At 41.9% G+C, this 13,521-nt stretch carries 10 protein-coding genes and 1 tRNA gene; 1 reads left to right on the top strand and 10 read right to left on the bottom strand.

What is annotated here, in order from left to right; genetic code table 11:
• Nucleotides 1-390 precede the first annotated feature (390 nt).
• The 8 genes from AB5213_RS16330 to AB5213_RS16295 form a co-directional block, all read right to left on the bottom strand.
• Complete coding sequence (locus AB5213_RS16330) at nucleotides 391-2,238, bottom strand: ABC transporter ATP-binding protein (protein WP_055156466.1); 1,848 nt, start codon at nucleotides 2,236-2,238, stop codon at nucleotides 391-393.
• A 1-nt stretch (nucleotide 2,239) separates the two neighbouring features.
• Nucleotides 2,240-4,633: an ABC transporter ATP-binding protein gene (locus tag AB5213_RS16325; protein ID WP_270223636.1), complete on the bottom strand. Its 2,394-nt coding sequence runs from the start codon at nucleotides 4,631-4,633 to the stop codon at nucleotides 2,240-2,242.
• A 32-nt stretch (nucleotides 4,634-4,665) separates the two neighbouring features.
• Nucleotides 4,666-5,166 (bottom strand): MarR family winged helix-turn-helix transcriptional regulator, encoded by a 501-nt coding sequence (locus tag AB5213_RS16320; protein WP_368276963.1) that lies wholly within the window; start codon nucleotides 5,164-5,166, stop codon nucleotides 4,666-4,668.
• A gap of 275 nt (nucleotides 5,167-5,441) precedes the next feature.
• Entirely contained in the window at nucleotides 5,442-6,467 is a 1,026-nt protein-coding gene (locus AB5213_RS16315) for a low specificity L-threonine aldolase (protein ID WP_368276962.1), read from the bottom strand.
• Nucleotides 6,464-7,102, bottom strand: coding sequence for a thiamine phosphate synthase (thiE, locus tag AB5213_RS16310; RefSeq protein WP_055156460.1), 639 nt, complete (start codon nucleotides 7,100-7,102; stop codon nucleotides 6,464-6,466). Before thiE ends, AB5213_RS16315 begins: the two co-directional genes overlap by 4 nt.
• Nucleotides 7,089-7,910 (bottom strand): hydroxyethylthiazole kinase, encoded by an 822-nt coding sequence (thiM, locus tag AB5213_RS16305; protein ID WP_368276961.1) that lies wholly within the window; start codon nucleotides 7,908-7,910, stop codon nucleotides 7,089-7,091. The genes thiE and thiM overlap by 14 nt, the downstream gene beginning before the upstream one ends.
• A 281-nt stretch (nucleotides 7,911-8,191) precedes the next feature.
• Nucleotides 8,192-9,640, bottom strand: coding sequence for an MFS transporter (locus tag AB5213_RS16300; protein WP_368276960.1), 1,449 nt, complete (start codon nucleotides 9,638-9,640; stop codon nucleotides 8,192-8,194).
• A gap of 37 nt (nucleotides 9,641-9,677) precedes the next feature.
• Nucleotides 9,678-10,853, bottom strand: coding sequence for a M20 family metallopeptidase (locus AB5213_RS16295; protein ID WP_368276959.1), 1,176 nt, complete (start codon nucleotides 10,851-10,853; stop codon nucleotides 9,678-9,680).
• A 280-nt stretch (nucleotides 10,854-11,133) separates the two neighbouring features.
• On the opposite strand from AB5213_RS16295, the gene AB5213_RS16290 reads away from it, so the two are divergent.
• Entirely contained in the window at nucleotides 11,134-12,453 is a 1,320-nt protein-coding gene (locus tag AB5213_RS16290) for a hypothetical protein (RefSeq protein ID WP_368276958.1), read from the top strand.
• Nucleotides 12,454-12,692: 239 nt separating this feature from the next.
• Here AB5213_RS16290 and AB5213_RS16285 read toward each other — a convergent pair whose 3' ends face one another.
• Nucleotides 12,693-13,193 (bottom strand): GNAT family N-acetyltransferase, encoded by a 501-nt coding sequence (locus AB5213_RS16285; protein WP_195412987.1) that lies wholly within the window; start codon nucleotides 13,191-13,193, stop codon nucleotides 12,693-12,695.
• Nucleotides 13,194-13,333: 140 nt separating this feature from the next.
• Nucleotides 13,334-13,404, bottom strand: a tRNA-Trp gene (locus AB5213_RS16280).
• Nucleotides 13,405-13,521 lie beyond the last annotated feature (117 nt).

Genomic DNA, 13,521 nt, shown 5'->3' with positions numbered 1-13,521 from the left:
AGAGAAACCATCAGCATTGGTTGTTTAACCAATTGACCTAAAAAATTTACTGTGTCCTTGACATGGGGTCCAGTTTAGTTTAATCTGGTTGATTGAAAATTACAGAAATCATAAATAAATCAACAAATTCGGCGTTGCTAGAGATGTTGGAAAATAATTGAATTAAATTTAGGGAACGCAAGACAGGCGCGGGAAGCGGAGCTGAAGCTCCTGTTCCGCTGGAGATTGATTAGTTTGTGGAATGATGCACTCTACTCTTTTGCCCCGACACATACGCTGTGCTGCATTCGGCTAATGCTGTCGCATCATCCGAATGAGAGCTGGCGCTCTATATAAAAATAAAAAGATGCCAAAAATCATGCGAGCATGATTTTTGGCATCTTTCCATTTTTATGCACAGCTTGTAGCGTTTTCAAACTGCGAATTATACAATTCCGCATAAAACCCATTCTTCTCAAGTAGTTCTTCATGGTTCCCCTGTTCGATAATATCGCCGTCTTTCATTACCAGTATAAGATCTGCATCTCTGATGGTTGAAAGTCTGTGGGCGATTACGAAGCTGGTTCTGCCTTTCATGAGGTTATCCATGGCTTTCTGGATCTGGACTTCGGTTCTGGTGTCTACGGAGCTGGTGGCTTCGTCTAGGATCAGAATCTTTGGATCAGCCAGGATAGCTCTGGCGATCGTGAGGAGCTGTTTCTGACCCTGGGATACGTTGCTGGCTTCTTCGTTGAGGATCATGTTGTATCCGCTTGGAAGAGTCTGGACGAAACGGTGTACGTGAGCAGCTTTGGCTGCGGCTACGACTTCTTCGTGGGTTGCATCGAGTTTGCCGTATTTAATGTTATCTTCGATGCTTCCGCTGAACAGCCAGGTATCCTGAAGTACCATTCCAAACATCTGTCTGAGTTCGCTCCGGTTGAAGTCTTTGATGTTGTGTCCATCGATCTTGATTGCCCCGCTGTTGACATCATAGAAACGCATCAGCAGTTTGATCATGGTTGTCTTTCCTGCTCCGGTTGGTCCTACGATGGCGATCTTCTGTCCTTCTTTTACTTTTGCAGAGAAATCATTGATGATGATATGCTCCGGATTGTATCCGAAATGTACGTGTTCAAATTCTACATTTCCCTGTAATCCTTCTACAGATACTGGATTTTCAGCAAACTGATCTTCTTCTTTTTCGTCCAGGAATTCAAATACTCTCTCTGATGCAGCGGCTGTCGACTGGAGCATGTTTGCTACCTGTGCAACCTGCTGGATCGGCTGTGTAAAGGATCTTACATACTGGATGAAGGACTGGATATCTCCAACTTCGATGGTCTGTTTGATTGCAAGGTAACCACCTAAGATAGAAACTCCTACATATCCAAGGTTTCCGACAAACTGCATGATCGGCATCATCATTCCGGAAAGGAACTGTGATTTCCATGCAGAACGGAACAGGATATCATTAGTCTCATCAAATTCGCGGATCACGTCTTCTTCTTTATTGAATGCTTTGACAATATTATGTCCGCCATATACTTCTTCTACCTGACCATTGATATGTCCCAGATATTCCTGCTGGCTTTTGAAGTATTTCTGTGAGTGTTTTACGATTACAGAAATCAGTACCATAGATACCGGCAGGATCAGAAGTGCGATCACAGTCATCAGCGGACTGATACTGATCATCATGATCAGTACACCGATGATCGTTGTCACGGATGTGATCATCTGGGTTGCACTCTGGTTCAGGCTCTGGCTCAGAGTATCTACGTCATTGGTTACTCTGGAAAGTACCTCACCGTGTGTAGTCGTATCAAAATAATTCATCGGCATACGATTGATTTTTTCAGAAATTTCTTTTCGCATGCGATAGGTCAGCTTCTGTGATACGCCTGTCATGATATATCCCTGGATAAAGGAGAAACATGCGCTGATCACGTACAGACACAATAAAGTTAACAGGATTTTACCAATCTTTGTAAAATCAATTCCGCTACCGCCGGATACTTTTCCGACCAGACCTTTGAAAATTTCGGTCGTCGCTTTTCCGAGAACCTTTGGTCCAATAATATTGAAAACCGTACTTCCGATTGCAAATATCATAACAAAGAAAATACCGATTTTATATTCACTAAGGTAAGTAAAAAGTTTCTTCATGGTACCTTTGAAGTCTTTTGCCTTCTCGCCGGTTCCCATTCTTCCATGTCCACCGCCCATAGGTCCTCTTCTTCTTGGCTGATTACTCATACTATGCTTCCTCCTTTCCGTCATTTTCGTTATTTAAGTCTCTCGCAAGCTCTGCTTCAGAAAGCTGCGATGACGCAATCTGATAATATGCATCACAGGATTTCAGAAGCTCTTTGTGTGTTCCGATTCCCGCAATCTTTCCATCATCCAGCACAATGATCTGCTCCGCATGTAAAATGGTGCTGATTCGCTGTGCTACAATGATCACTGTGCTGTCCTGTGTCTTTTCTTTCAATGCAGCACGAAGGGTTACGTCTGTCTTATAATCCAGTGCTGAAAAACTGTCATCAAAAATATAAACTTTTGGTTTCTTTGCAATCGCACGTGCGATAGAAAGACGCTGCTTCTGACCGCCGGATACGTTGGAACCGCCCTGTGCGATCGGACTTTCGTATTTTTTATGTTTTTCTTCGATAAATTCGGTTGCCTGTGCGATTTCTGCGGCTTCCTTCATCTCGGCTTCGGATCCATCCGGATTGCCATACAGAATATTGGACTCGATTGTTCCTGAGAAAAGTACACCTTTCTGTGGAACGTATCCAAGTTCATCCCGCAGATCATGCTGGGAAATGGTACGAATATCTTTTCCATCCAATGTGATCGTACCTTCTGTTACATCATAAAATCTTGGGATCAGGTTGATCATCGTAGATTTACCACTACCGGTACTTCCGATGATCGCCGTTGTCTGTCCCGGTTTTGCTGTAAAGCTGATATCATGAAGTACGTCTTCTTCTGCTCCCGGATAACGGAAGGATACGTGGTCAAATTTTACTTCGCCTTTTCTGGATTCTTCCAGTTTTTCCGGTGTTTTCGGATCTTCGATCGCTGTCCTGCTTGTCAGGATCTCATCCACACGGTCTGCTGCAACAGCTGCTCTTGGAAGCATAATAGAAATCATACAGATCATAAGGAAGGACATGATGATCTGCATTGTATACTGGATAAATGCCATCATATCACCAACCTGCATCTGCCCGTCACTGACACCATGTGCGCCGCTCCATACGATCAGTATGGTAATTCCGTTCATGATCAGCATCATCATCGGCATCATAAATGTCATGGCACGGTTTACAAATAAATTGGTTCTTGTCAGATCTCTGTTCGCTTTATCAAATCGTTCTTCTTCATGCTTTTCTGTACTGAATGCACGGATAACCGGAAGTCCGGTAAGGATCTCACGGGTAACAAGGTTCAGTCTGTCAACCAGGTTCTGCAGAATCTTAAATTTTGGTATTGCCACAATAAATAATACAGCAACAACCATCACGATCAGGATTACCCCAAGTACGATGATCCATGACATGCTGACATTCGTATGGAGAACCTTGAAAATACCTCCAATTGCCATGATTGGTGCATACATCACCATTCTCAGAAGCATAACTGCAAGCATCTGGATCTGCTGGATATCATTGGTACTTCTTGTGATCAGTGATGCAGTTGAAAACTTGTCAAATTCTGCATTGGAAAATCCGACAACTTTCTTGAATACCTTTCCTCTCAGATCACGTCCAGTACTTGCCGCAACTCTTGATGCAAGAAGTCCGACAAGTACACTTGCGATCATTCCGAGAAATGCAAGTGCAAGCATCTTACCGCCAGTTGTTAAAATATATCTGTTCTGGAGCTTATCGGTATTCACACCCAGAACACTGTAGGTTTCTTTAATAAATGAAGTTGCTGTCTGTTCCAGCATGGTATCCGGCATATCGTCCATTTTTTCTGATATTTTATCAATAACGTCTGCTCTCTGTTCATCCGGTATCATGTTCAGGATCTCAAAGATATCTGCATTTTCGATCTTTTTCACCTGTTCATCAATGTTTTTCTGCATTTCATCCTGCTGTTTCTTGGCAAGCTCCGGATTTGCCGCAAGTGCTGCTTTCTGCTCATCTGTCATCTGGGACTGCATACTCTCTGCCTGTTTCTCAGCCTGTTCCTTTATAGAAGAAATCATGTTTTCTTTCATAGATTCTTCCATCTTCTTTGTTGTATCGCTTCCAGATTCAAATCCATAAGTCAGAAGCATCGGCTTTCCAAGGATGTCAAATACCTTTCCTGACTTTTCTTCATCTTTTTTCACGGAATCCTTCAGAACATAAATTGCTCCATCATACTTATAATCCGAATCGGATTCCTTTTTCTCATATGCATCCAGCACTGTCTGCTGGTCTTCTTCTGCCACAAAAAGCAACAGCTTATTCATCTCTTCCTCTGCGATTGCATCCGGAATCTTCTCATCAATTCCTCCCTGCTGGATTCCGACATTGACAATGTCTGAAGTATAAGAAGGCAATGACAGATCGCAGTACGCCTGAACGATCAGGATAACAACAATCGCTGCTATAGTTGCTGCATAAGGCTTCAAATGTTTGAATAACTTTCTCATATAGCAATTATTTCCTTTCTTAGTAACTATTTTTATTCCTTAAATGGATTTTTACATGGCATATCACGGAATTCTTTTTCCTGGAAAAGATTGTCACTCATCTGTAAAAGCAGTCTTCTGCACAGTATTTTCTCTTCTGTGCTCATATTCTTCAGGAGTGTATCTTCCGTGCTTCGGAGAATCTCATGCATGTTGCCAAGAATCTTCTCTCCTCGTTCTGTCAGATGGATCCTTGTCATCCGCTGGTCTTTTTCGTCCTGCTCTTTTCTAATATATCCGAGCTTTTCCAGTTTCTGAACTGCTACATTCACCGATGGCGGCGTAATGTGAATATGATCTGCAAGCTCTCTCTGTGACATCGGTCCTACCATCTGCAATATTGCAAGAATTCCTGCCTGTCCGGCTTTCAGCTCTGTATCCTTCATCTGGTTCGTCACATACCATTTATACATATGTCCGACCTGTGCAAGAAGAAGTTGTACCGGCATATTCTCCCTGGTAAAATCCCCACACTCAAATTTATCCGACTTCACCCTTTCACCTCCCGCAATTTAATTAGATGTCTATTCATTAGAAGTCTAATCGTTATTTTATGCGTATCACACATATAAGTCAACATTTATTCTCAATAATTTATATTTTTATAATATTTTTCACAAACAAATAATTAAATGCCTAATTATTATTTTCTCATATTAAAACACTACGAAAAGCAAAAAAGGACTCTTCTGCCATTTTCTGTGCAAAAAAGTCCTTATCATTTACCATATCTGCCTTACCTGTAAAGCTTTATTCAATTTTTCACAAATTACATATCTTGCAGGAATGCCTTCACATTTTCCTCTTTTGTCGCCCAGGAAGTGCATAATCGGATCACACTATGGGTCTCATCGTACCTTTCCTGATAAGTTACGCCATATTTTTGACGGATTTCCTGCAATTTGGCATCTTCCACAATAATGAACTGCTGGTTGGTATTGCTGTCCATGAAGAATTCATATCCTTTTTCTTTCAGTCCGTCTTTCAAAAGCATTGCCATATCAATCGCATGTTTGGAGATTTCAAAATAAAGACCATTTTTAAAAAGCTCCAGGAACTGAACGCCAAGCAGTCTTCCTTTTGCAAGCATTCCACCTTTTTGTTTAATGCAGTAACGAAAATCTTGCTTTAGACATGGATTTGTGATAACCACAGCTTCTCCGAACAATGCACCGACCTTTGTTCCTCCAATATAGAATACATCACAACACTTTGCAATATCCGAAAGTGTCACATCGGTTCCCGGTGCCATCAGTCCATATCCCATTCTCGCTCCATCCAGAAAAAGATAAAGTCCACATTCCTTACAAATAGAAGAAATATCTTCAAGCTCTGCTTTTGTATACAATGTTCCTACCTCTGTCGGATGTGAAATATAAACCATCTTTGGCTGTACAATATGTTCACGAGACTCATCACTCCAGTGCAGGTCGTAATATTCCTTGATCTGCTGTCCTGTGATTTTTCCTTCCTTTGAAGGAAGTGCCAGAACCTTATGGCCAGTCGCTTCCACTGCTCCTGTCTCATGGACATTGATATGTCCGCTATCTGCACAGATCACTCCCTGGAACGGGCGTAAAATAGAAGAAATTACCGTAAAGTTCGTCTGTGTACCTCCCACCAGAAAATGCACATCTGCATCTGGTGCATCGCATACTTTTTTGATGGCTTCTCTTGCAGCTTCACAGTATGGATCTTCCCCATATCCTACTGTCTGCTCCATATTGGTCTCGGCAAGCTTCTCGATAATTCTCGGATGTGCCCCTTCTGTGTAATCGCTAGTAAACAAAATCATTTCAACATACCCTCTACTTTCTCTTTTAATTCTTTTGTAGCCTGCTCAATATCCGGCTGTCCGAAAACTGCACTGATCACGGCAACTCCGCAGATTCCGTTTCCGGCAAGCTCTGTCACATTCTCTCCCGTGATTCCCCCAATTGCCACAACCGGAATGTCCACCGTCTCGCAGATTTCCTTTAAAACCTTATGATCCAGCTTTGTTGCATCTGCCTTTGATGTCGTGCCAAAGACTGCACCGACTCCCAGATAATCGGCTCCATGTGCCTGCGCCTTTAGCGCCTGCTCGACCGTCTTTGCCGTAACACCGATGATCTTGTCCTCGCCCAGTGTTTTCCGCACATCAAGAGCTTCCATATCGCTCTGCCCCACATGCACACCATCGGCATCTACCTTCTTTGCAATCTCTACATTGTCATTGATCACAAATGGTACATGGTAGGATTTGCAGAGTCTGGCAATCTCTTTTGCTTCTGCCAGGAACTCTTCCTCACCCAGATTTTTTTCCCTGAGCTGGATAAATGTAGCCCCACCTTTCAGCGCTTTTTCCACCTGGCTGTACAGACTTTCTCCATTCAGCCAGTGACGGTCTGTTACCGCATACAGAACCATATCTTTCTTATCTAATCTCATATTTTGCACCTTCTTCCAATTCTTTTCCTTCCATATTATAAATCGCATCGATGATCCGATTACGGTAGGTTGCGTTTCCATCTCCCGGCTGCATATATTTCCAGCCAGTCTCACCGGCAAGCCCCATGGCACAGACCGCTGCTGCCGCTGCTTCCAGATTATTCTCCGGATTCGCCGCAAGGAATGCCGTCATCATCCCGGAAAGCTGACACCCGGTTCCGGTGATCCGTCCCATCTCCGGATGACCGTTCCGGATCACAAAGCACCTCTTTGCATCACTTACAAGGTCTATTCCTCCAGTCACAGCAATCACGGAACCTGTCCTTCTGGAAAAATCCTTTATAAACGGAATCATTTTCTCCAGATTCTGCTCCGTCAGTGTATCTGCCTCGTCTGCATCCACACCACTCGTTGTACCATGTCCTGCTGCTAAGGTCTTGATCTCAGAAATATTTCCCCGGATCACATCAAACTGAATATCACGTATCAGATTCAGTGCCGCCTCTGTTCGGAACGAACTCGATCCTGCTCCAACCGGATCTAACAGTACTTTATGATACAGTTCATTGGATTTCTTTCCTGCTTTTTGCATGCTTTCAATCTTACGCGGATTCAGCATTCCCATATTGATATTCAGTCCCTGACAGATGGATGTGATTTCTTCAATATCCGTCGGTTCATCGGACATGATCGGACTTGCACCGCAGGCAAGAACCATATTCGCCACATCATTGATCGTCACATAATTGGTGATATTGTGTATCAGTGGTGCTTTTTTTCGTACTTCATCCAGATAGTTTCCAAGCATTCTTTTCCTCCGGTAAATCAAATTATTTCTTATATCTTTAAAATTGTCTCTATAATTATAAAAAGACAGATATATGTCTGCCTTTCTTCTTTTCACTATTTCTTATTATACTCTTGATTTTCTGAAATGCAATCTGCAATTACCTGAAACATATGTCATTTCCATTCTCATCCCTGTATCCGGCAGATCTATAAAAGACTTCTCCAGATAACAACCGGGACAGATGTTTTTTCACATCCGCCCCGGCTTCTTATTCACATGTTCACATGGATTTCAATATTCTATTTGCTTTCTGTTGCTTTCTTGCTCATCTCCGGTTTTACAATGAAGATTACCAGAAGAAGTCCAATCAGAGTAACGACTGCTGCTGTCCAGAATACAGATTTTACACCATTCTGGATCAGTGCTACATTGGTCGGATCAGCTGATGTACTTGCATTATATGCGACTGCAAATACTGCAACTGCAATTGTTCCTGAAAGTGAGTTTGCGAAGTTAACCAGAGAAGTTCCGATTCCCATATCTTCCGGTGCCAGCATTGCCTGTGCTGTTGGCGTAATGGATACAGCACGGAAGCTTTCAGCAATACCTGTAACTGCAAGTGCTACAAAATAAATCATGATCGAAGCACCTGAATTTGTTACCAACGCCATCACAGCCATCGGGATCATTGCAAGACTTGTACCAATTACCATTGCTTTCCATGCATTGGCAGCTTTCTTTCCTACCCATGCACCTGCGATAGTAGGAAGAATGATTGTAATCAGTGTACGAGGCATCTGCAGTGCACCTGCTGCACTCGTGGATGCTCCCATAACCTGCATGGCACCGATCGGTGCATAATAGTTCATGGCATTCTGATAGAAATAGCAGATAAATCCTACAATAAGGAGTACTGTGTAGTTTTTATTTTTAAATAATTTCATTGGAATCAACGGCTCTGCAGCTTTATTTTCAATCTTAACAAGTGCAATAAGAGCAATGATACCAATTACAAGACCTGCAAGAATCATTGGATTTGTCCATCCCATAGAAGATCCAAAGTTCAGTGCAAGCAGAATTCCGCAAAGTGATACGATGAGTGCGATCATCCCCGGAACATCAATCGTAACCTTTCCTTCTCTTTTCTGATTCGGCATGTTCATTCCAATCAGTACTATACCAAGAATAAGTGGAATTGCCGGCATAAGGATTGCCACAGTCAATAATCCCATATCTGTTAAAATACCTGCGATGATACTTCCTCCAAATCCACCAACAGCGATTGCGGTTGCAAGCATACCCATTGCCTTTGGTACATCTTTTCTTTCATTGATAAGACCTGCGATAATGTATGGTGCTGCTGTAAATGCGCCCTGTGCAAGGCTGACAATCAGTCTGAGGATCATAAGTGGAATCAGAGATCTCACAAATGCAAATGCAAAACCTGCAAGTGCACAGATAATTCCAGGAATCACTACAATGTTTCTTCTACCAATAAGGTCACCTAATTTTCCTCCGATCGGAGTCATAATCGATACACCGATCGCACCTACGATAGAGAAGAGTCCTACATATCCCATCGCATCAACTTTTTCAAGGATAGGTGCTGTTAACGTTGCAAATACCAGTCCATACATTGCTACGGAAAGCATCATGCAGATACATCCGATCTGAACCAAGTTTTTCTTTGCCTTCGGAAGCGGAATCGCAACCTGTGGCTGTTCCTGAGCCTGCTGTTCTTTACTCATATTCTTTTCCTCCTGTTCCTAAAGAAACCTTTACTCTCTATTTGTTATTTTTAAGCCACTGTGAAGCGCAATGGGCAAGACAAGCTGCTCCGATCGGGCAAACATCTTCATTAAACTGTGCTTTCGGATGATGTGCCGGATACTGTCCTCTTTCATCCAGATATCCTGCTGACAGATACATAAATGTACTTGGAACCTTTTCAGCGATCACTGCGAAATCTTCAGAAGCACTTGCAGAAATTCCCGGATATGGTGTGAGTCCCGGAATTCCAAGCTCCTGCATATATCCAACCACTTCGTCGGTAAGCTTCGGATTGCAGATCAGCGGAGGAACTTCTGAGATCATCTCAATATCAACGGTTCCGTTATATACAGCTGCTGTCTTTTCAGCGACTTCTTTCATTCTGCGGACCAAAAGTTCTCTTGCTTCCGGCTTATTGGTACGGATCGTTCCCTGGAGAACAGCGGTCTCAGGAATGATGTTTGCTGCAGTTCCGCCTGCAAACTGTCCGATTGTAAGTACACAGGAATGTGTCGGATCACTTTCTCTTGCGATCAGTTCCTGCAATGCAAGATGGATATGAACTCCGATGTTGATCGGGTCAACTCCTACATGTGGATAAGCACCATGGGATCCTTTTCCATGGATGGTGATCTTAAATCCATCTACAGAATACATCATCGTATCCTTATCATTGTACATAAAAAGTCCGATTGGCATTTTTCCCGGTGATACATGGTATGCAAGTGCTGCATCAACCGTAGGATTCTCAAGAATACCATTCTCGATCATATTCTTGCTTCCTTCAAAAGTCTCTTCTGCCGGCTGGAACATGAATTTGATAGTTCCTTCCAGTGTATCTTCTTTTTCTTTCAGCATCTTTGCTGCTGTAAGAAGCATTGCAGCGTGGAAATCATGTCCGCATGTATGTGCTTCTTTTCCTGTAGGACATGCAAATTCTTCTCCGCTTTCTTCCGGCATCGGAAGTGCATCCATATCTGCTCTCAGAAGAAGAACCTTTCCCCCTTTGCCGAGTGTAGCTGTTACCCCGTAGCCACAATCCTTCGGCTCAAGTCCGTATTCTGTCAGCTTTTTCATAACATAAGCTTTGGTCTTTGGAAGATCCAGACCAGTTTCAGCATTTTTGTGGATGTGTCTGCGGTTTGCAATTGTTTCATCCTTTAATTCCAATGCTCTTTCATAGTAATTCATACTAAGCCCTCCTTTAACTTTGTTCCTGCCATTTACATTAAAAATACTGTTCTACTTTTAGAATATTTACAGAATATTTTTATTAGTTTTTGGAACATTTACAGAATAGTTATCGTGATTACATAATACCAACTTCTAAAATTTTAGTCAATAATATTACAGAATATTCTTGATTTTCGTTGTTTTTACCTATTTAATCGTTATTTTTTTAATTTTCAGAATATTATGGTTGATTTATGGAAGATAATTTTATATGATACTTTTTGAGAGGTGAAAGAAAATGAGAAGAAAAATTGTGGCTATTACCAGCCAGTACTTAAAGGAACCTGTCTCGCAGATCGTCTCAGAACTAAAACTAAACTGCGACATCCAGGTGGTTTCCTACAACAAATTTGACACAATATCAGAAGTTTACGATTCTTACGCCGGGGACACTGACGGATTTCTTATCAGTGGTAAGATCGCAAAAGCTGCCATTGAGTCAACTGCGCACGCTTATAACCGTCCGATTGTATCCTTTGAAATTGATACAGCCGGTCTGTACCGTGCTCTTTTGAATCTGCTGATTTCCAACCGGGATCTGGATATGGACCGGATTATTCTGGATTTCCTGATTCCGATCGACGGTGGCTGTACTGCAACCGCTTTCCTTAAGGAGCTGGACATTGATACAGTTCCACCACATATTAACAACTGGACCAAGGCACTGACCCGCACCAGTATCAGTACGATTGAAAATCATGTCCTTTCAGAGCTGATCCGTATGTGGAACAACAATGAAATGGATATGGTTCTCTGTCAGTACAGTAATATCCTGCCGGAGCTTCGTGCGCACGGGATCCCGACAATCTATCCGCTGCCAAGTGTCAGCCATATCCGGGATCTTGCAAATGAACTTCTGTCCACGATCGAGCTGGAGCACATGCGTTCCAACCTTCCGGTTATCATCAATGTATCTCCCCGTAGTTCGACAGATAACACACCGGAAAATATCCAGCAGATCTATGTCTGTATGGAAGATTTCTTTAAAAAGAATCTGATGAATTGTATCCCTCAGGAAGTGGATAATCACTGCAGTGCCCTGACCACTGTGGAAATGCTGCAACATATTACACACAATAACAAGGTCTGCGAACTGAATGAATTTCTCACCGACAAACTGCATTTTGAATGTGCTGTAGGATACGGAATCGGGGCAAATTTTGACAATGCGATCCGTAATTCTGTAAATGCCCGCAAAGAGGCTGTTCAGTTTGGAAAAAGTTTTATCCAGAATGAAAACGGGGATATGATCGGACCCCTTGGTTCATCCGACCGAAGAGTGATCCAGAATCAGTATGTGCAGAATCTTGGAAAGATTGCAAAGCAGTGTAATCTTTCACCGGTTACGATCAAGAAAGTCCTTGCCAGTACGCATGCTGCCGGATCAAATAAAATTACAACGCACGAGCTTGCCGAACGGATGGGAAGTACGGTGAGAAATGCGAACCGGATTATTCAGAATCTGGAAAATGGAGGAGTCGCGAAGCTCGCTTATACGCAGACAACCAATGCAAAGGGGCGGCCGGTTAAGGTGTATGAGTTGGATTTTAATTTCTAAAGATATTTTTAAGTTTGCAAATTTATAGGTTGTGACGGCAACGAAGCAAAATAATTCCCCTCAGATTCAATTTTTGTGCAATGGAGATGAAACGCAGGAATCGTGGAAGCCTCTGCTGAACACGATTCCCGCTCTAAGCGGTTCATCGGAATGGTTTGCACAAAGAATCTGAGGGGAATTATTTTGCTTCGTTGCCGCTTACATTTATTGGTTGCAGATCTACTTATTGTTTCAACTTGTTATCTTATTTTTCCGTAAATGCAAAGATCATAAATATTATTATTTTTGATGACTGCTTTTTTCATTGTGCCTTCAAGTATAAAGTTGTTCTTTTCCAGTACTTTTCTGGAGGCAATATTAGGTTCGTATACCAGCCCTGTGATTCGGATGATGTCTAATTTTTCAAAAGCTGTTTCACAGATTTGTCTTACTGCTTCTGTCATGATTCCTTTTGAGTATTCTTCTGGTAATAAATAATATCCTATTTCAGCATCTTTTCGATAGACATCTTCTTTTTGTTCAACTGATATTGTTCCTATTATTTTGCCATCAACAATAATTTCTCGAAATATACCCGTTTTTCCCTCATTTTCTTTTACTATGTTTAACCACCATTCTGCTGATTCATTAGTATATGGATTTGGTAATCTATCTGATAAATAGTTTCTATCTATAGTATTACATATTCTAATAAGGGATTCTTTATCTTCAATACTCCATTTTTTTAATTCAATTTTCATTTTCCACACCTCACTTATACTTTACGTTTCTATACATCATAGCATTAGAAAATTATACTGTCACTCCTTTTTGTATTTTGTTCAAGAAATACTTATTAGAGTATAAAAACCCTCCCGGAACTGCTTCCGAGAGGGTTCTACAGGGGATGACAGAATCGAACTGCCGCTAAGAGTTTTGGAGACTCCTGTCATACCATTTGACCAATCCCCTATTTGATTTTATGATCTAAAAAAGACCACTTGTTATTTATATGATATGCTACCCTCATATAGGACAATGAAATATAAAAGTCCTATATGGGGGTATTTTCATGTTCAGAAAGAGTAA

The sequence above is a fragment of the Coprococcus sp. RTP21204st1_G4_RTP21204_210225 genome (assembly GCF_040915385.1).
In the GTDB taxonomy this organism is placed as follows: Bacteria; Bacillota; Clostridia; order Lachnospirales; family Lachnospiraceae; genus Allocoprococcus; species Allocoprococcus comes.
The sequence above is the reverse complement of the archived record's forward strand: the minus strand, read 5'-3'. Positions and strand labels throughout refer to the sequence as shown.